Source organism: Mycolicibacterium boenickei (assembly GCF_010731295.1).
GTDB classification, from domain to species: Bacteria; Actinomycetota; Actinomycetes; order Mycobacteriales; family Mycobacteriaceae; genus Mycobacterium; species Mycobacterium boenickei.
Genome location: NZ_AP022579.1, coordinates 1,435,554 through 1,454,660 on the forward strand (window position 1 = coordinate 1,435,554; position 19,107 = coordinate 1,454,660).

Here is a 19,107-nt window from a genome sequence, read left to right on the forward strand (position 1 = left end):
CGCGCTACGACACGCCGCAACGCTGTGACGACCCGCCGAGGCCGGCAAGAGCCGAGCACTCAGCCTGTCAGTCCCACATCCCGATGTCGTTCAGCCGCGCGATGAGCCGCTGCGCGGCGTCGGTGAACTGGTTGGCGTTGAGTTCCACCGCGGCGTCGGTGTCGCGCCTGCGCAGCGCGTCGATCAGCAGTCGGTGATTCTCGACGGCCTCGGTGCCCCACTTCGGATCGGTCGAATAGATCAGCGCAGGCAGGTACCGCGCGACGTGCAGCAGGAACCAGGCCAGCTTGATCCGGCCGCTGGCGTGGTTGAAGGCGCGATGGAAGGCGAATTCGGCTGACGAGATCGCCACGGGGTCATGTTCCTCGACCGCCGCCGCGAGCTCGGCGTTGAGCTGCTCCAGTTCGTCGATCTGGGCGCCGGTGATGCGGGTGGTGGCGGTGGCGGCCAGCTTGCGCGCGATGGTGGCCTGCAGCCAGAAGATGTCCTCGACGTCGGCACGGGTCAGCGGCACCACGACGTGCCCGCGGTTCGGCTCCAACTGCACCATGCCCTCGCCGCGGAGCGTGCGCAGTGCCTCCCGCACCGGGGTGATGCTGACGCCGAGTGCGGCCGCGGTCTCGTCGAGCCGGATGAATGTCCCGGGCCGCAGCACCCCGGTCATGATCTCGGCCCGCAGTTGGGCGGCAACCTCGTCGGAAAGTTGCTCGCGCCGTCCCCCGCGACGACGTTGCACGGCCGCTCTGGCAGGTGCATTCACGCGTATCCGGTCGCCTTTCTGGTGGGCTTGTCGCCGAGGCGCCGAGGCCATAGTGTGACCGGGGCAACCCCATGTTTGATCAAATATAAAATTCGTGCAACTCAATACCCATGGAGTACAGATCCGTTGACTGCCGAGCCGTTCCCCACTGAGCAGCCGTACCTGGCCCGCCGTCAGAACTGGTCCAACCAACTCACGCGGCATGCCCTGATGCAGCCCGAGAAAACCGCTCTACGGTTCCTGGGGCACACCACCACGTGGCGCGAGCTCGACCATCGCGTGACCAAGCTCGCGGGCGCCCTGAGCCGGCGCGGCATCGGATTCGGCGACCGGGTGCTGATCCTGATGCTCAACCGCCCGGAGTTCATCGAGGCGATGCTGGCGGCCAACAGGCTCGGCGCCATCGCGGTCCCGGTGAACTTCCGGATGACCCCGCCGGAGATCGCCTTCTTGGTCAGTGACTGCGAGGCCCGCGTCGTCGTCACCGAGCCCGTCCTGGCCGGCGTCGCCACGGCCGTGCGCGATCTCGATGCCACGCTGTCGACGGTCATCGTGGCCGACGCCCCGACGGAAGACGGCGTCCTGGGCTATGAGGACCTGATCGCCGAAGACGGTGCGCCCGCGGCGCCGGTCGACATCCCCAGCGATGCTCCCGCGCTGATCATGTACACCTCCGGCACCACCGGCCGACCCAAGGGCGCGGTGCTGACCCACAACAACTTGGTCGGGCAGGGCATGACCAACCTGTTCACCACCGGCGTCGACATCAACAACGACGTCGGCTTCATCGGCGTCCCGCTGTTCCACATCGCCGGCGTCGCCGGAAACGTGAACACGGGTCTCACGCTCGGCCTGCCCACGGTGATCTACCCGCTCGGCGCGTTCGACCCTGGTGCGTTGCTCGACGTCCTCGCAGCCGAGAAGGTCACCGCGATCTTCCTGGTGCCCGCGCAGTGGCAGGCGGTATGCGCTGAGCAGAAAGCCAATCCACGTGATCTTTGCCTGCGGGCCTTGTCGTGGGGCGCCGCGCCGGCTTCGGACACGTTGCTCCGCGCAATGGCCGAGACCTTCCCGGGCAGCCAGATCCTCGCCGCGTTCGGGCAGACCGAGATGTCCCCGGTCACCTGCATGTTGTTGGCGGACGACGCAATTCGCAAGCTCGGTTCGGTGGGACAGGTCATCCCCACCGTTTCGGCCCGCATCGTGGACGAGAACATGAACGACGTCCCGGTCGGCGAGGTCGGCGAGATCGTCTACCGCGCCCCAACTTTGATGGCCGGCTACTGGAACAACCCCAAGGCCACCGCCGAGGCCTTCGCCGGCGGCTGGTTCCACTCCGGAGACCTCGTGCGGCAGGACGAGGAGGGCTACATCTGGGTGGTCGACCGCAAGAAGGACATGATCATCTCCGGCGGAGAGAACATTTACTGCGCCGAGGTGGAAAACGTCCTCGCCGGGCATCCCTCCATCACCGAGGTCGCCGTGATCGGGCGCCACGACGAGAAATGGGGCGAGGTTCCGGTTGCGGTAGTAGCGCTCGCCAGAGGTGACGTCCTGAGTCTCGGGGAGCTCGACGGCTTTCTCACCGAACGCCTGGCGCGCTACAAGCACCCGAAGGCGCTCGAAATCGTCGATGCCCTGCCTCGCAACCCGTCGGGCAAGGTGCTCAAGACCGAACTCAGGGAGCGTTTCGGTTCGCCGATCACCGCCCAGTAGCGTTGACGGTTACGAAAGTAACTCAGCGTCAACGGTTTCTGCAGGTCGCCACGAAAGTTTGCTGTCTTTGCATGCCCTTGTTAACGGTTGATGGCACAATCCACCCGATGCGGTGCACGGCCCGGTTTCCATCGGGTACAGTCCGGTGGTCTCAATTACTACTCACGAGTAGGGAGAGACGGATCACACAAGCTGACAGGCGACGAGGAGGGGGCGTGCGACACGTCCAGGGGGCGCACCGGTGACGGCGCCTGCCGACGGGCTCGTCGGCTACGTACGTGGTCAATTGGAGAAGCCGCTGGCTATGGTCGGTGGCTTCTTCAAGATGACCGTGCTCACTGGAAAGGCCTTTCTCACACGGCCATTCCAGTGGAAAGAGTTCGTGCTGCAGAGCTGGTTCCTCATCCGGGTGGCATTCCTGCCCACGCTCGCGGTATCGATCCCACTGACGGTGCTCATCATCTTCACGCTCAACATCCTGTTGGCGGAGTTCGGCGCAGCTGACGTCTCGGGCGCAGGCGCTGCCCTCGGTGCGGTTACGCAGCTGGGTCCTCTGGTCACCGTGCTCGTCGTGGCCGGTGCCGGGTCGACCGCGATTTGCGCGGACCTCGGCGCCCGCACGGTGCGTGAAGAGATCGACGCGCTCGAGGTGCTGGGCATCGACCCCATCGAGCGGCTCGTCGTTCCTCGCGTGGTGGCCTCCACCTTCGTGGCCTTCATGCTCAACGGTGCGGTGATCACCATCGGCCTGATCGGTGGCTTCTTCTTCGGTGTGTACGTCCAGAACGTGTCCGCGGGTGCCTATGTATCCACGCTGACCCTGCTGACCGGATTCCCCGAGGTGATGATCTCGGTCATCAAGGCAACCCTGTTCGGTCTGATCGCCGGACTCGTCGGCTGCTACCGAGGCCTGACGGTGGCCGGTGGCTCCAAGGGCGTCGGCACCGCCGTGAACGAGACCCTGGTGCTGTGCGTGGTGGCATTGTTCGCAGTCAACGTCGTGCTCACCACCATCGGTGTGCGGTTCGGAACAGGGCACTGACATGAGTACTGCAACAGTCCTTCGGTCCCGGTTCCCCCGGGCGTTCTCGCGCACGTCAGACATCGCGGGCACGCCGGGCCGGTTCCTCGACAGCATGGGCCACGTCGCGTGGTTCGTCGTCCAGGCCATCGGCTCCATCCCGCATGCGTTCCGGCACTACCGCCGTGAGGCGCTGCGCCTGGTCGCCGAGATCGGTATGGGTACCGGCGCCATGGCCGTCATCGGCGGCACCGTGGCCATCATCGGTTTCGTCACGCTGTCGGCCGGCTCCCTGATCGCCATCCAGGGCTTCGCCTCCCTGGGCAACATCGGTGTCGAGGCCTTCACCGGCTTCTTCGCCGCCCTGGCAAACATCCGCGTCGTTGCCCCGGTCGTCACCGGGCAGGCCCTGGCCTCCACGGTCGGTGCCGGCGCCACTGCCGAACTCGGCGCCATGCGCATCAGCGAAGAGGTCGACGCACTGGAAGTCATGGGCATCCGGTCGATCTCGTACCTGGTGTCCACCCGCATCATCGCCGGGTCGATCGTCATCATCCCGCTGTACGCGATGGCGATCCTGCTGTCCTTCCTGTCTGCGCAGTTCGTGACGACGGTCTTCTACTCGCAGTCGGTGGGTACGTATGAGCACTACTTCCATACGTTCCTGCGTGTCGACGACGTGATGTGGTCCTTCCTTCAGGTCATCGTCATGTCCGTCGTGGTCATGTTGAACCACTGCTACTTCGGCTACTACGCCAGTGGCGGTGCTGTCGGTGTGGGTGAGGCAGTAGGGAGGTCGATGCGAACCTCGTTGATCGCAATCGTGTTGGTGGTCCTGTTGGCATCGTTGGCGCTCTACGGCACCGACCCCAACTTCAACCTCACGGTGTAGCGGCATGACGGCACCTCAAGCTTCTCTGAACAAGCCGAAGATCCCGCCGTACAAGCTGGCCGGACTCGTCCTCGCGCTCGTCACCGCGGTGGTCTTCGCGCTGACGTGGATGCAGTTTCGTGGGTCCTTCGAGAAGAAGGCTCAGTTGACCGTGTTGTCGGGCCGGGCTGGTTTGTCGATGGATCCGGGGTCGAAGGTGACCTTCAACGGTGTGCCGATCGGCCGGTTGGCGTCGGTTGATGTGGTCACCGTCGATGACAACCCGGAGGCGCGGCTGACGTTGGACGTCAAGCCTCAGTACTTGAAGCTGATCCCGGAGAATGTGACTGCCGAACTGCGGGCGACCACGGTGTTCGGCAACAAGTACATCTCGTTTTTGTCGCCGTCGAACCCGTCGCCGAATCGGTTGACGCCCGATACGCCGATCCGTGCTCAGGGTGTGACGACGGAGTTCAACACGTTGTTCGAGACGATCACTGCGATCTCTGAGCAGATCGATCCGATCAAGCTGAACCAGACGCTGACCGCCACCGCGCAGGCGCTCGATGGTTTGGGGGACAAGTTCGGTCAGTCGATCGTCAATGGCAATGACATCTTGGCTGATCTGAATCCGCGGATGCCTCAGATTCGTCGGGATACCGCGGGTCTGGCCGACTTGGGTGAGGTGTATGCGAATGCGGGTCCGGATCTGTTCGATGGTTTGACCAATGCGGTGACCACGGCCCGCACGCTCAATGAGCAGCGGGGCAATCTGGATCAGGCGTTGGTGGCCGCGGTCGGTTTCGGCAACACCGGTGGTGACATCTTCGAGCGTGGTGGCCCGTATCTGGTCCGCGGTGCCCAGGACCTGCTGCCGACGTCGGCCCTGCTCGACAAGTACAGCCCGGCACTGTTCTGCACGATCCGCAACTACCACGATGCCGGACCGAAACTGGCTGGCGCGCTTGGTGGTAACGGCTACTCGCTGCAGACGCACTCGCTGGTGATCGGCGTCGGTAACCCGTACGTCTATCCCGACAACCTGCCGCGGGTCAACGCCAAGGGCGGGCCCGAGGGCCGGCCCGGCTGCTGGCAGCCGGTCACCAAGGACCTGTGGCCCATGCCGTACCTGGTGATGGATACCGGTGCATCGATCGCCCCGTACAACCACCTCGAGATGGGTCAACCGCTCGTGGCCGAGTACGTGTGGGGCCGCCAAGTGGGGGAGAACACGATCAACCCATGAGTATCAAGGGCACGATTCTCAAGCTCGGCATCTTTTCACTGGTGCTGCTCACCTTCACTGCGATCATCTTCGTGGTCTTCGGTCAGATCCGGTTCAACCGGACCTCCGAGTACTCGGCGATCTTCAAGAACGTCAGCGGTCTGCGCACCGGGCAGTTCGTCCGTGCCTCCGGCGTCGAGGTCGGCAAGGTCTCGGGCGTCAAGCTGGTCAACGGCGGCCAGCAGGCCGAGGTCACGTTCAACGTCGAGAAGTCGCTGCCGTTGTTCGACCAGACCACTGCCGCGATCCGGTACCAGGACCTGATCGGTAACCGCTACCTCGAGCTCAAGCGGGGTGAGAGCAACACGAAGATCGAGCCGGGCAGCACCATTCCGCTGGAACGCACGGAGCCCGCGCTCGACCTCGACGCACTCGTCGGCGGATTCCGGCCGCTGTTCCAGTCGCTGAGCCCGGAGAAGGTCAACACCATCTCCAAGTCGATCATCACGATCTTCCAGGGCCAGGGCGGCACCATCAACGACATCCTGGACCAGACGGCGCAGCTCACCCAGAGCATCGCCGATCGGGATCAGGCCATCGGTGAGGTGATCAAGAACCTCAACATCGTCCTGGACACCACCGTCGCGCATCAGCAGCAGTTCGATGACACCCTCAAGAACTTCGAGACGCTGATCACCGGGCTGAAGAACCGGGCCGATCCGATCGGATCCTCGGTGGCCAACATCAGCAACGCGGCCGGCTCGCTGGCGGATCTGCTGTCCGACAACCGGCCGCTGCTCAAGGACACCGTGGGCTATCTCGAGGTCATCCAGCAGCCGCTGATCGACCAGAAGCAGCAGCTCAACGACATCCTGGTGCAGTTCCCTCAAGCGTTGAAGATCATCGGGCGTGCCGGTGGCATCTACGGTGACTTCTTCAACTTCTACGCCTGCGACCTCTCGTTGAAGCTCAACGGGTTGCAGCCAGGTGGCCCTGTCCGAACCGTCAAACTCAGTTCACAGCCGTCGGGTAGGTGCACGCCGAGATGAGGACACTGCAAGGTTCCGACCGCTTCCGCAAAGGCCTGATGGGCGTTGTGGTGGTGGCACTGGTGATCGGCGTCGGTTCGACGCTGACGAGTGTGCCGATGCTGTTCGCGGTTCCCACGTACTACGGCCAGTTCTCCGATACCGGAGGCCTGAACCTGGGTGACAAGGTGCGCATCGCCGGTATGGATGTCGGCACCGTCAAGAGCATGGACATCAACGGCGACAAGGTCGAGATCGGCTACACCCTGGGTGGCAAGACGATCGGCACCGAGAGCCGTGCGGCGATCCGGACCGACACGATCCTGGGTCGCAAGAACATCGAGATCCAGCCGCGCGGCAGCCAGACGCTGCCCCCGCGCGGGATGCTGCCGCTGGGGCAGACGACGACGCCGTATCAGATCTACGACGCGTTCCTCGATGTCACGCGCAACGCGTCGGGTTGGGACACGAACTCGGTCAAGGAATCGCTGAACGTGTTGTCGGAGACGGTCGATCAGACCTCGCCGCACCTGAGCGCCGCGCTGGACGGCGTGGCCAAGTTCTCCGAGACCATCGGCAAGCGCGACGAGGACGTCAAGAAGCTGCTGGCCAATGCCAACAAGATCGCCACGGTGCTCGGTGACCGCAGCACGCAGGTCAACCAGCTGCTGGTGAACGCCCAGACCCTGCTGGCCGCGGTCAACGAGCGTGGCCAGGCCGTCAGCATGTTGCTGGAGCGGGTGTCGACGGTGTCGCGTGAGGTCGAGGGCCTGATCAACGACAACCCGAACCTGAACCACGTGCTGGAGCAGTTGCGCACCGTCAGCGACCTGCTCGTCGAGCGCAAGCAGGATCTGGCCGACACCCTCACTGTCGCAGGCAAGTTCATCACCTCGCTGGCAGAGGCGCTGGCCTCGGGCCCGTACTTCAAGGTGATGCTCGTCAACCTGATCCCGCCGCAGATCCTGCAGCCCTTCGTCGATTCCGCGTTCAAGAAGCGCGGCATCGATCCCGAGGAGTTCTGGCGTAACGCCGGTCTGCCGTCGGCCCGCTTCCCCGATCCCAACGGCAAGCGCTTCGAGAACGGCGCTCCGCCGCCGGCCCCGACGCCGCTGGAAGGCACCCCGGAGCACCCGGGACCTGCCGTCCCGCCCGGATCGCCGTGCTCGTACACGCCGACCGCGGCCGGGATCCCGTCGCCGGGCAACCCGATGCCGTGCGCGGCCGCCACCCAGGGTCCGTTCGGTGGCCCGGAGTACGGTCCGCCGGACCTGGCGACCTCGGCACCGAATCCTGACGGCATCGCGCATTCGCCGGGTGTGCCCAGCGCGGCCATCCCCGGCGAGATGCCGCCGGATCAGCCGGGTGCACCGGTCGAGCTGGCGCCCGGTCCGCCGGGAGCCCGCACCGTTCCGATCGCCCCGATCCCGGTGGCGCCGGGACCCCTGCCGGGCTACGCGCCGCACCCGGGACCGGTGAACGCTCCTCCGGCACCGCCGGGACCGGGGCCGGATGCCGGGCCGGTGGGCACGCCGCCGCTACCAGGTAATCCGCCGTTCCTTCCGCCCGGGTCGCAGGGATAGGCCGCAGATATGTCAACCGTATTTAACGTTCGAAACATCAAGTTGCCCAAGGCTTCCCGGGCAGCTGTCATCGTCGGTGCGCTGGCGTTGGCAGCAGCCCTGGTGCTGGGTTACTTCGGCATCAACCTGTACAAGAAGATGACCACCACCACGGTCACCGCGTACTTCCCCGAGGTGCTCGCGCTGTACCCCGGTGACAAGGTCCTCATCATGGGCGTCAAGGTCGGTGCGATCGACAGCATCGAGACCGACGGCGACAAGATGAAGGTCGTCTTCCACGTCAACAACAAGTACAAGGTGCCCGAGAACGTCACGGCGTCTGTGCTGAACCCGAGCCTGGTGGCGTCGCGCGTCATCCAGCTGTCCCCGCCCTACACGGGTGGGCCGCGGTTGCAGAACAACGCGGTGATCCCGATCGAGAACACCCAGATCCCGGTCGAGTACGACGAGTTGCGCAACCAGATCACCCGTCTGCTCGACGAACTGGGCCCGACCGCCGCCCAGCCCAAGGGCCCGTTCGGCGACATCATCGACTCCTTCGCCGACGGCTTCCAGGGCAAGGGTGACCAGCTCAACCGCACCCTCAACGGGTTGTCGGAGGCGCTGACCACGCTCAACCAAGGCCGCGGCGACTTCTTCCAGGTGGTCAAGAGCCTGGCGTTGTTCGTCAATGCCCTGCACAAGAGCGATCAGCAGTTCGTGGCGCTCAACAACGACCTGGCGCAGTTCACCAACTCGTTCACCAACACCGACCAGGAGCTGGCAACGGCCCTGCAGGATCTCAACAAGGTGCTCAAGACCACCCGCGATTTCCTGGACAAGAACGGTGGCGTGCTCACGCACGACATCAACAACTTGTCGGAGGCGACGACGGCGATCCTGCAGCCGGAACCGCGCAATGGTCTGGAGACGGGTCTGCACGCCTACCCGAACCTGGCCGCCAACGTGCTCAACATCGTCTCGCCCAACCAGGGTGGCATCGTGGGTCTGCCGGTTCTGCCGGGTCTGACCAACTTCTCCAACCCGCTGCAGTTCGTCTGCAGCTCGATCCAGGCGGGTAGCCGGTTGGGCTACCAGGATTCGGCCGAACTGTGTGCGCAGTACCTGGCGCCGATCCTGGACGCGATCAAGTTCAACTTCCTGCCGTTCGGCCAGAACCTGGCCAACACCGCGATGACGCTGCCGAAGCAGATCTCCTACTCGGATCCGCGCCTGCAGCCGCCCGGCGGCTACAAGGACACCACCGTGCCGGGCATCTGGTCGCGGGACACCTTGTTCTCGCACGGCAACCACGAGCCGGGCTGGACCGTGGCGCCGGGTATGCAGGGTGTGCAGGTGCAGCCGGCCACTCAGCAGATGCTGACGCCGGAGTCGTTGTCCGAGTTGATGGGTGGCCCGGACATCGTGGCCCCGCCGGCCCCGCCGGCGTTCGGTGCTCCTCCGGGAGGCAACCTGCCCGGACCGCCGAACTCCTATGACGAGCGCAATCCGCTGCCGCCGCCGTGGTACCCGCAGCCCGGACCGCCGCCGGCGCCTGCGCCGGGTGTGATCCCGGGTGATCCGATGTCGGGTCCCGCACCGGCCGCTCCGGCACCTGGCCCGGCTCCCGCCGGACCGGCGCTGCCCGCTGAGGTCGGAGGGCAGCCGTGATGAGCCGAAAGACAGGACCGATGAGCCGCTTGCGCGAAGAGCAATCGGGACCGATGAGCCGCTTGCGCAAAGGGCAGACGGGACGGATGAGGACACCTGACTGGGGTCGCGTCGGTCGACGCGTCGCGGTGCTGTCGGCGTCCGCGCTGATCCTCACCTCGTGTGGGCAGTGGCGCGGTGTGGCCAACGTGCCACTGCCGGGTGGGCCGGGCACCGAGTCCGGCCGCACCACGCTCTATGTGCAGATGCCGGAGACGTTGGCGCTCAACGCCAACAGCCGGGTGCGGGTGCGCGACGTGTTCGTCGGCCGGGTCCGCAAGATCGAGCTGATCAACTGGGTACCCACGTTGACCGTCGACCTTGAGCCGGGCATCGTGCTGCCGAAGAACACCGAGGCCAAGATCGGCCAGACCAGCTTGCTGGGTTCGCAGCACATCGAGCTCAACCCGCCGGCGAAGCCGTCCGAGGAGAAGCTGCGCAACGGGGACACCATCCCGCTCGCCCAGTCGTCGGCCTATCCGACGATCGAGCGGACGCTGGCCGGTATCTCGGGCATCCTGACCGGCGGTGGCATCCCGAACATCGAGACCATCCAGACCGAGGTGTTCAACATCCTCAACGGTCGCGCCGATCAGATCCGCGACTTCCTGGGCCGGCTCGACACGTTCACCGATGAGCTCAACCAGCAGCGCAACGACATCACCCGGGCGATCGATTCGACCAACCGGCTGTTGAACATCGTCGCGGCGCGCAACGACACGTTGGACCGGGTGCTCACCGAGTTCCCGCCGCTGATCCAGCACTTCGCCGATACGCGCGATCTGTTCGCCGACGCGGTGACCTCGCTGGGCCGGTTGTCCAAGGCTGCCGACGACACGCTGTCGAACAGCAACGCGAACCTGCACACCAACCTGCAGAACCTGCAGCGTCCGCTCAAGCAGCTGGCGCGGTCGGCCCCGTACCTGGTGGAAGCGCTCAAGCTGATCCTGACGGTGCCGTTCAACATCGAGAACATCCCGAAGGCGGTGCGCGGCGACTACATCAACGTGTCGCTGACGATCGACCTGACGTTGAGCTCGGTGGACAACGCGTTCCTGTCCGGCACCGGTGTCTCGGGCATGCTCCGGGCGCTGGAGCAGGCGTGGGGCCGCGATCCGGCGACGATGATCCCGGACGTCCGGTTCACGCCGAACCCGCACGATGCACCTGGTGGCCCGCTTGTGGAAAGGGGGGAGTGAGACATGTTGCTGACCCGCTTCATCAAGATGCAGCTCGTTCTGTTCACCGTGCTGACGGCGATCGCTCTGGTCGTGCTGGCGCTCGTGTACCTGCGGTTGCCGACGTGGGCCGGGGTCGGGATGTACAACCTGAACGCCAACCTCCCGAACTCGGGCGGCTTGTACGCGACGGCCAACGTCACCTATCGCGGAACGACGATCGGCAAGGTCACCTCTGTCGAGCCCACCGAACAGGGCGCCCATGTCCGGATGAACATCTACAACCAGTACCGGGTGCCGCTCGACGCCAGTGCCAACGTGCACTCGGTGTCGGCGGTCGGTGAGCAGTTCATCGACCTGGTGTCCGAGGGCGGCAGTCAAGGTAAGTACTTCCGCGACGGCGACACCATCGAGAAGGGCACCGTGCCCGCCGAGGTGGGTCCGTCTCTCGACGCCGCCCAGCGTGGCCTGGCGGCGTTGCCGAAGGAGAAGATCGCGGTTCTGCTCGACGAGACGGCTCAGGCCGTCGGTGGCCTCGGCCCGTCACTGCAGCGCCTGGTCGATTCCACCCAGGCGATTGCCAGCGACTTCAAGGACAACCTCGGTCCGGTCAACGACATCGTCGAGAACTCCGGACCGATCATCGACAGCCAGGTGAACTCGGGCGACGCGATCTCGCGGTGGGCCAAGAACCTGAACACGCTGGCGGCGCAGAGCGCTCAGAACGACGCGGCGTTGCGCAGTGGCATCCAGCAGGCGGCTCCGACGGCCGATCAGCTGAACTCGGTGTTCGGGGACGTCCAGGAGTCCCTGCCGCAGACGCTGGCGAACCTGGAAATCGTCATCGACATGCTCAAGCGGTACAACAAGAACGTCGAGCAGGTGTTGGTGGCGTTGCCTCAGGGTGGCGCCGTTGCCCAGACCGCGACGATCTTCGCGCCCAAGGGCCTGCTGCACTTCGGCCTGGGTATCAACATGCCGCCGCCGTGCCTGACCGGGTTCCTGCCCGCGTCCGAGTGGCGTTCGCCTGCGGACACGTCGACGGCGCCGCTGCCGTCGGGCCTGTACTGCAAGATCCCCAAGGACGCGTCGAACGCGGTGCGCGGCGCGCGTAACTATCCGTGTGCCGACGTGCCCGGCAAGCGGGCCGCCTCGCCGGCGGAGTGCCGCAGCAACGAGCCTTACCAGCCGTTGGGCACCAACCCGTGGTACGGCGACCCGAACCAGATCCGCAACTGCCCGGCTCCGGCCGCGCGCTGCGATCAGCCCGTCGATCCGGGCCGGGTCATCCCCGCGCCGTCGGTGAATAATGGGTTGAACCCGTTGCCGGCAAGTCAGCTTCCACCACCGGAATCAACGGCGATGCGCAGCGACCCGCTGACCGCGCCGCGGGGTGGCAATGTGAGTTGTAGTGGACAGCAGCCGAACCCCTGCATCTACACTCCGGCAGCAGGTTCGACCGCCACCTATAGTCCGTCCAGCGGCGAGGTGGTCGGTCCCGGCGGTGTGAAGTACTCCGTCACCAACTCGAATAAACCAGGAGATGACGGATGGAAGGAGATGCTGGCACCAGCCAGCTGAACCTCACCGACCAGCAGGACCCTCACACCACCGAACCGCAAGCGGAGGCCGTCACCGAGATCGTCGACCCGATCTCGGCCACGGATGCCGAGGAGGCTTCTCAGGAGTCCGAGTCACGGCCGTCACGGCTGGGGCGGGGCTGGATGGCGGCGATCCTCGCCGGGTTGCTCGTCCTGGCGGCGGCCGTCGGCGTCGGTGGCTACCTGGCGCTGCGGGCACATCAGGACAGTGAACGGATCGCCAGCGACGAGGCCGAGGCCCTGGCCGCGGCCAAAGACTGCGTGACCGCGACCCAGGCGCCCGACACCCAGGCGATGATCGCGGCGCAGACCAAGATCATCGAATGTTCGACCGGTGACTTCGGGGCGCAGGCCGGCCTGTACAGCGGCATGCTGCTCGACGCCTATCAGGCTGCCAACGTGCAGGTGAAGGTTTCGGACATGCGGGCCGCGGTCGAGAAGCACAACGACGACGGGTCGATGGATCTGCTGGTCGCGGTGCGGGTGCTGGTCACCAACACCGAGAAGTCCGACGAAGAGCAGGGCTACCGGTTGCGGGTGAAGATGGCCCGCGCCGAGGACGGCAACTACAAGGTCGCGCGGCTCGACCAGGTCACGTCGTGACCGCTGTGCTGGACAACGCCGGCGCGGTCTCCACCTCGGGGGCCGGGGCGGACCAGACGCGGTTGGCGTCCTGGCCGGCGCGGGCCGGTGCCTTCGCCATCGATGTGCTGGCGCCGGCCGGTCTGATCGTGACGGCCACGCTGGTCACCCAGGGCACGCCGTTGGGCAAGTGGTTGTGGTGGGCGGTGTACGCGGGCGGGCTGGTCCTGCTGGTCGCCGTCTCGTGTGTGAATCGCGTGCTGTTGCCGGCGTTGACGGGCTGGAGTCCGGGACGTTCGGTGTTCGGGATCCGGGTGGTGTCGTCGACCGGTGACGCCGGTCTGGGGCGGCTGCTGCTGCGTGATCTGGCCCATCTGCTGGACACCGCCGCGGTGTTCCTGGGTTGGTTGTGGCCGCTGTGGGATTCGCGCCACCGGACGTTCGCCGATCTACTGACCAGGACCGAGGTGCGTCGCGTCGAGCGGCCCGAGTCCAATGTCCGTCGCCGCGTCGGGGCGATGTTGCTGACGCTCGCGCTGCTCAGCGGAATCGCCGTCGGGCTGGGATATCTGCTGGTGTACCGGCAGGACCGGGCCGTGGACCAGGCCCGCGCGCAGATCGCCGACCAGGGCCCGCGGATCGTCGAGCAACTGTTGAGCTACGGGGTGGATTCCGTCGACGCCGACTTCTCCAAGGCGCAGTCGCTGACCACCGACAACTACCGGCAACAGCTGGTCGCCCAGCAGGACGCGGTCCGCAAGGCCGGGCCGACCACCAACGACTACTGGGCCGTGAGCAGCGCGGTGCTGCCTGGCATCACCGAGGACACGGCCTCGATGCTGGTGGCGCTGCAGGGTCAGCGGGGCACCAACCCCCAGGAGCTGAAGTTCATCACCGCGACGGTGCGGGTGGAATTCCAGAAGTCGGACGACCACTGGCTCGTCGACAACCTGACGGTGCTCAAACGGCCGGTGCTGAACGGAGGCGGACAGTGAGCCCGCGTCGTCGGATCGAGCCCGACGAGCGCGACTACTTCGCCGTCGAGCCCAAGGAACCCAAAGAGCCGATCCGCTGGGGTCTGCCGATCGTCGGGATGATCTCGGCCCTGATCATCGCGGCTGCCATCGTGGGCAGCTCGCTGATCCTGGTGCGGCACGAATCGGATCGCCGGGCGGAGATCAAGACCGCGGGCGCGTTGGACTACGTGCGCGAGTTCATGACGGTCTACACGACGCTGGATCCCTACCACGCCAACGACTATGCCGACCGCATCGCGTCGCAGGCGACCGGTGATTTCCGAAAGATGTTCCAGGAGAAGCAGAACGAGATCGTCGTTCAGGTGGCGCGGGCCGAGCCGACCGAAGGTTCGGTACTCGATGCCGGTGTCCAGCGATGGAACGACAACGGCAGCGCCGACGTTCTGGTCGCTACGAAGATCAGTACCCGAACCCCTGACGGAAAGTCCGTGGTGGAAAGCGGCAGCCGTTGGATTGCGACGACGATTTGGGAAGGACAGCAGTGGAAGATCAGCCAGCTGATTCAGGTGATCTGACCACCGGCGAGCCTGACAAGCCGCGCCGCAGACTGCGTTTCGGGCGGCGGCGCCGTGCCGAGGCGGTGCCTGAGGAGACGGTGCCGGAAACCGATTCGGAATCTGACTCCGAAACCGACTCGGAATCCGAGGCCGAGGGCACTCCGGAACGTCGTACCCCGGTGGGCAAGACCCGTCGCAAGGCGGGGACCGAGGCCGAAAGCGATGTCGAGCCGGAGCCGACGGCTGAGCCGGACGTCGAGCCGGAGGCTGACGCCGACGCCGAGGTTGACGCTGAAGTTGACGACGTGGCGACGGGCTCTGAGGAGTCCGGCGCTGAAGCGGATGAGGCGGAATCGAGCGAATCGGATTCGGGCGAGGCTGAATCCGATGACGACGTAGTTCTCGTTCCGCACCGTGAGGCGGGCAAGCGCCTGACGTATTTTGCGGCAGGCGCTGCGGTGGTGTTCGTGGCGGCAGGTGCGTTCGGCGGTGCGATGCTGCAGCCGTACCTGGCCGACCGGGCGTTGGTGGCGACCAAACTGCAAGTGGCACGGACGTCGGCCGACGCGATCACCACGTTGTGGACCTACAACCCGGACAACATCGAAAGCTTGCCGGACCGGGCCGCGAAGTACCTGTCGGGCGACTTCGCCAACCAGTACCGGCAATTGATCGACACCCTCGTGCCGACCAACAAGCAGGCACAGGTCACCAACAACACCGAGGTGATGGGTACCGCGGTGGAGACCATCAGCCGCGATGAGGCGACTGCGATCGTCTACACGAACACGGTGTCGACGAGCCCGGTTACCAAGAACGTCCCGTCCCTGCGGTACATGTCCTATCGGCTGATACTGCAGCGCACAGATGGACAGTGGCGCATCACCCAGATGCCGGCGTTGACCCAATTGGACCTGTCGCCGCAGCTGTAGAGGCGAGGATGTAGCCATGGCCATCGCCTCACCGGTGACACAGCGGTCGACTGTTGTGGCGCTGCTGTTGTTGACGTCCGCCACCGGGATCGTCGACGCGGTCAGCGTGTTGGTGCTGGGCCATGTGTTCGTCGCCAACATGACCGGAAACGTGATCTTCCTCGGGTTCTGGTTCGTACCTGGGTCGGGCGTGGATGTGACCGGTGCCTTGGTGGCATTCATCGGATTCGTGCTGGGCACCGTGGTGGGCGGGCGCCTGCGACGTCATCTCGACAGCCATGTCCGCAACTGGCTGGCCACCGCGCTGGGTGTGGAAGTCGTTCTGCTGACCGTGCTTTCGATTCTCGCCGGGACCGGTGTGGTGGACTATCACGACAATCGCAAGTTCATGCTCATCGTTCTGGCAATGACGTTCGGTATCCAGAACGCGACCGCACGGCAGTTCGGCATCCAGGAGTTGAGCACCACGGTGCTGACCCAGACGATCGTCGGCATCGGTTACGACAGCCGACTGGCCGGGGGCACCGGGGACCGCGAGAAGTTGCGCTACGGCGTGGTGCTGACGATGTGTGGCGGCGCCGTGTTGGGAGCGACGCTGTCGCGCTTCACCGTTGCGCCGGTGATCGCGCTGGCGGCGGTGGTGGTGGCGACCAGTGCGCTCATCTTCAAGTTCGGGCCGGCTCCGGAGCCGGCGTCTGCGGAGAGTGCTCGCTGATCCAGGTGGCGCCCTCGTCGGCTGCGTGCAGCAGGGCGGTGAACTCGCCGAAGTAGTCGGCCACCGCGCCGACGCCAGGGAGCATGCCGAGATAGCGGTAAAGCTTTTGCGGGTGAGGTCTTTTCGTGATTTCGTCGCCGACCGCACGTAACGTACCGGCGAACTCCCAGAGCCTTCCCGGCAGGGATTGCGGTGGTACGTCGGAGTCGTCCGTAGGCGCTTCGGACAGCTGGCGGTCGCACAGGACAGCGCCGAGCAACTGCACCTGATCGTCGTAGTCGGTGACTCCATCCTCGCGGGCCACAGCACACAACACGATGGCCTGGTTGGTGAAGCCCAGGAAGTCCTGGATACCGAGCCGGTCGGCGATGACCCCGAATGCCCCGGGGAAGGCGACCAGGATGGTGGTGACGGCCCCGGCGCGGTGCACCCACCACTTCACGTGGCCGTGCTGATCCATCTCGGCCCAGGCCTTGGTGCCTGGCAGCTCAGCGAAATTGAGCAAAGCGGCGGCGATGTCAAGGGACTTGCCCACGGGGCCCTCGCCGGGTTCCTCGCGATGGGTGCGTCGTCTCAGCCCGAGCGGATCGAAACGGCTGAACACATCAAGTGCCGGGTTGATCACGGATACCGCGTGGTCGAGCGCACCCGCGACGTCAGCGTCCGAGAGGCGAGTGAACGGCAACAGGCTTATCCCCACCTCAGCTATCTTGCCGGATGCTCGCGGTTGTCGTCGTTCCGGTCCGAAAACTTGTCGAACCTCTCTGCTTTGATGAGGACCCGTCCACCCACCACACCCCCACCCCAGCCACCACGCGGGCCGACCGGGGAACGCGCCCACTGGTGGTGGTACCCACCCTTCCAACCCCAACCACCACCAGAAGCCGAGTAGCGCGCGGATGCGGTTGTCGATCAGGCGTAGCCGTCCACCCAGGTGCCGGTGTCGTCGGTGCGGACGACGAGGTTGACTCCTGGCGCCGCCATGAGTGCGGCCGCATGCGACGACGTCGGGACGTTGCCGGCCCGCGCGCACGTGCCTCGGTCGAAGCTCACGAGTCCGTCGTACGTGCCGAAAACGACCTGCCTGTCCAGGATCAAAGCCATACCGTCCGGGGACATTCGCCCGGTGGCACTCGCGGGTCGGTCGTCGAACGAGCACTGCTCTCGTCCGTCCGGGCTACGTAAGGTGGCCCGGTCATTGTCGTCAGTCAGGAACTCGTCGGAGCCGTCGGTGGTGAGGATGGGATACGCGGGGCTGCCGAGCCCCTCGTAGGACCGCCGTGCGGCGTTGATGAACACCGAGCGGCGTTCCTCACCATCGGGGCCAACAGTGAGGATGGCGGCGCCGTCGCCCGCATGCGAGGTGGACATCGCCACGCGGTGGTTCTTGAAATCCTCCGCGGTATATGGAAGTCCATGCAGAACCGTTGCCTCCCAAGCGGTTGTGCCGGTGTCCGGATCGGCAACTGCGAACTGGACATCCATCCCGCCGTTGCCCGGGCATCGCTCAGCGCTCTGGAGGAAACGCGCATTGCCGCGGCCCCAAGAACGGCAGCGGGAACCGGGCACCGGCGCCGTCCACAGCGGCGTCCCGGTTCTGGTGTCGAACCGCGTCCAGGTCAATGCGTCGGGATTCTCGTCGACCAGATAGGTCAGGGCCGGTGGTGGGCGATGATCTATCACCTTGCGGTAGGTGTCGACCAAGTCCTTGTTCGAGGACCACCACAATTGCAGGCCGGTGGATGCGTCGAGACCCACCAATACCGAAGGATACGAACCGATCGCGGCGACAACGGTCTGCCCGCCGTCGAACACGTGCAGCGACGTCACGCGCGATTCACCGGGACCGGAGCGTGAATAGTGCCATCGCTCAGCTGAATCGGGGCCGTAGGAGGTGACGCGCCCGTTGCCGTACGTGACGAAGCCACCGGCAATGGGCGCGACGTACCACCCGCTGTGCTCGATCTGATCCCATTTGGTCCAGTCGGACACCTTGAGCGTGAAGCGCTTTATGCCGAGAGTGCCCGGTATGGGGAGATCCGCGGGTGGCGATGATGCAACCGACGCGTCAACGAATCGGCGGTCGTCACCGGTACGGATCGTCAAGTTGGTTGCCGAAGCCGACACCGCGAGCCCGACGAGAATTCCGACGACGACAGGAACACGCCAGCCACGATGGGAGAAGCGGGGGACGGCGAAGCTGCCGATGATCAGTGCGGCCACACCGATCAGCCCCAACCGCCAGGCGGAGAGCGTGACCGGCAACTGGGCCGTGCGTGGATAGAACATCATCCAGCCAACAAACTGACCAAGCCTGTCGGCGTAGAAGGTCATGAACAACAGGACCATCACGCCCACTGCGGCCGGCAAGACCCATGTGCCCGGATGGGTTCTGCCGACGAACCAGGCAATGGCGGTCGTCACCAGTAGCAGGCCGACAAGCCAACAAAGGGCGATCGCGATGCTTCGGGGTGTGTGCGCACCCAGCGATGCTGCTTCGGGCGGCAGGAACTCTTCCCATGCACCGAGCGCTGGCGACGGCTCACCAGCCAGCCAACTCGTCAGGGCCAGGCTCACGGCGCACACGAGGATGGCGAGCGCCAATCCCAGACTTACTGCCGAAATGATGCGAATCAACGATTTCCCCCACGACACGGGAAAAGTGTGCCAGC

General features: G+C 65.4%; 17 protein-coding genes. 14 read left to right on the forward strand and 3 right to left on the reverse strand.

Annotated features, from left to right (window positions below):
• Positions 1–67: 67 nt before the first annotated feature.
• On the reverse strand, positions 68–760 hold the full coding sequence (locus tag G6N57_RS06700; protein ID WP_077739798.1) for a GntR family transcriptional regulator: 693 nt from the start codon (positions 758–760) through the stop codon (positions 68–70).
• A 126-nt stretch (positions 761–886) separates the two neighbouring features.
• On the opposite strand from G6N57_RS06700, the gene fadD5 reads away from it, so the two are divergent.
• The 14 genes from fadD5 to G6N57_RS06770 all read left to right on the forward strand — a co-directional run bounded on the left by fadD5 (position 887) and on the right by G6N57_RS06770 (position 16,435).
• The gene (fadD5, locus tag G6N57_RS06705; RefSeq protein ID WP_077739799.1) at positions 887–2,476 is read left to right on the forward strand and encodes a fatty-acid--CoA ligase FadD5; all 1,590 of its coding nucleotides are present in this window, start codon (positions 887–889) and stop codon (positions 2,474–2,476) included.
• Positions 2,477–2,717: 241 nt separating this feature from the next.
• Positions 2,718–3,518, forward strand: a complete 801-nt coding sequence (locus G6N57_RS06710) for an MlaE family ABC transporter permease (protein WP_036443857.1) — start codon at positions 2,718–2,720, stop codon at positions 3,516–3,518.
• 1 nt (position 3,519) lies between these two features.
• The gene (locus G6N57_RS06715; protein ID WP_077739800.1) at positions 3,520–4,389 is read left to right on the forward strand and encodes an MlaE family ABC transporter permease; all 870 of its coding nucleotides are present in this window, start codon (positions 3,520–3,522) and stop codon (positions 4,387–4,389) included.
• A gap of 4 nt (positions 4,390–4,393) precedes the next feature.
• Complete coding sequence (locus tag G6N57_RS06720) at positions 4,394–5,614, forward strand: MCE family protein (RefSeq protein ID WP_077739801.1); 1,221 nt, start codon at positions 4,394–4,396, stop codon at positions 5,612–5,614.
• Entirely contained in the window at positions 5,611–6,642 is a 1,032-nt protein-coding gene (locus tag G6N57_RS06725; protein ID WP_077739802.1) for an MCE family protein, read from the forward strand. The genes G6N57_RS06720 and G6N57_RS06725 overlap by 4 nt, the downstream gene beginning before the upstream one ends.
• Complete coding sequence (locus G6N57_RS06730; RefSeq protein ID WP_077741805.1) at positions 6,639–8,204, forward strand: MCE family protein; 1,566 nt, start codon at positions 6,639–6,641, stop codon at positions 8,202–8,204. The genes G6N57_RS06725 and G6N57_RS06730 overlap by 4 nt, the downstream gene beginning before the upstream one ends.
• A gap of 9 nt (positions 8,205–8,213) precedes the next feature.
• A complete protein-coding gene (locus tag G6N57_RS06735) occupies positions 8,214–9,854 on the forward strand; it encodes a virulence factor Mce family protein (RefSeq protein ID WP_097926541.1) in 1,641 nt (546 codons plus the stop codon).
• Positions 9,855–9,940: 86 nt separating this feature from the next.
• The gene (locus G6N57_RS06740; protein ID WP_077739804.1) at positions 9,941–11,092 is read left to right on the forward strand and encodes a virulence factor Mce family protein; all 1,152 of its coding nucleotides are present in this window, start codon (positions 9,941–9,943) and stop codon (positions 11,090–11,092) included.
• Between the two features lie 6 nt (positions 11,093–11,098).
• Entirely contained in the window at positions 11,099–12,652 is a 1,554-nt protein-coding gene (locus G6N57_RS06745) for an MCE family protein (RefSeq protein ID WP_165777818.1), read from the forward strand.
• The gene (locus tag G6N57_RS06750) at positions 12,622–13,275 is read left to right on the forward strand and encodes an Rv1363c family protein (protein ID WP_065459099.1); all 654 of its coding nucleotides are present in this window, start codon (positions 12,622–12,624) and stop codon (positions 13,273–13,275) included. The genes G6N57_RS06745 and G6N57_RS06750 overlap by 31 nt, the downstream gene beginning before the upstream one ends.
• Complete coding sequence (locus tag G6N57_RS06755; protein ID WP_077739806.1) at positions 13,272–14,249, forward strand: RDD family protein; 978 nt, start codon at positions 13,272–13,274, stop codon at positions 14,247–14,249. Before G6N57_RS06750 ends, G6N57_RS06755 begins: the two co-directional genes overlap by 4 nt.
• The gene (locus tag G6N57_RS06760) at positions 14,246–14,806 is read left to right on the forward strand and encodes an Rv1363c family protein (RefSeq protein ID WP_077741806.1); all 561 of its coding nucleotides are present in this window, start codon (positions 14,246–14,248) and stop codon (positions 14,804–14,806) included. The genes G6N57_RS06755 and G6N57_RS06760 overlap by 4 nt, the downstream gene beginning before the upstream one ends.
• A complete protein-coding gene (locus G6N57_RS06765; protein WP_077739807.1) occupies positions 14,773–15,720 on the forward strand; it encodes a mammalian cell entry protein in 948 nt (315 codons plus the stop codon). The genes G6N57_RS06760 and G6N57_RS06765 overlap by 34 nt, the downstream gene beginning before the upstream one ends.
• Positions 15,721–15,736: 16 nt before the next feature.
• Entirely contained in the window at positions 15,737–16,435 is a 699-nt protein-coding gene (locus G6N57_RS06770) for a YoaK family protein (RefSeq protein WP_077739808.1), read from the forward strand.
• Here G6N57_RS06770 and G6N57_RS06775 read toward each other — a convergent pair.
• Both G6N57_RS06775 and G6N57_RS06780 read right to left on the reverse strand, forming a co-directional pair.
• On the reverse strand, positions 16,386–17,120 hold the full coding sequence (locus G6N57_RS06775; RefSeq protein ID WP_234815907.1) for a hypothetical protein: 735 nt from the start codon (positions 17,118–17,120) through the stop codon (positions 16,386–16,388). The genes G6N57_RS06770 and G6N57_RS06775 overlap by 50 nt on opposite strands.
• Positions 17,121–17,347: 227 nt before the next feature.
• Entirely contained in the window at positions 17,348–19,012 is a 1,665-nt protein-coding gene (locus G6N57_RS06780) for a BamB-related PQQ repeat family beta-propellar protein (RefSeq protein WP_163646616.1), read from the reverse strand.
• Between the last annotated feature and the right edge of the window lie 95 nt (positions 19,013–19,107).

Coding starts and splice junctions, on each gene's coding strand:
- G6N57_RS06750 (WP_065459099.1), top strand. CDS start 12,622: ATGGAAGGAGATGCTGGCACCAGCCAGCTGAACCTCACCGACCAGCAG.
- G6N57_RS06770 (WP_077739808.1), top strand. CDS start 15,737: ATGGCCATCGCCTCACCGGTGACACAGCGGTCGACTGTTGTGGCGCTG.
- G6N57_RS06725 (WP_077739802.1), top strand. CDS start 5,611: ATGAGTATCAAGGGCACGATTCTCAAGCTCGGCATCTTTTCACTGGTG.
- G6N57_RS06740 (WP_077739804.1), top strand. CDS start 9,941: ATGAGGACACCTGACTGGGGTCGCGTCGGTCGACGCGTCGCGGTGCTG.
- G6N57_RS06715 (WP_077739800.1), top strand. CDS start 3,520: ATGAGTACTGCAACAGTCCTTCGGTCCCGGTTCCCCCGGGCGTTCTCG.
- G6N57_RS06735 (WP_097926541.1), top strand. CDS start 8,214: ATGTCAACCGTATTTAACGTTCGAAACATCAAGTTGCCCAAGGCTTCC.
- G6N57_RS06730 (WP_077741805.1), top strand. CDS start 6,639: ATGAGGACACTGCAAGGTTCCGACCGCTTCCGCAAAGGCCTGATGGGC.
- G6N57_RS06720 (WP_077739801.1), top strand. CDS start 4,394: ATGACGGCACCTCAAGCTTCTCTGAACAAGCCGAAGATCCCGCCGTAC.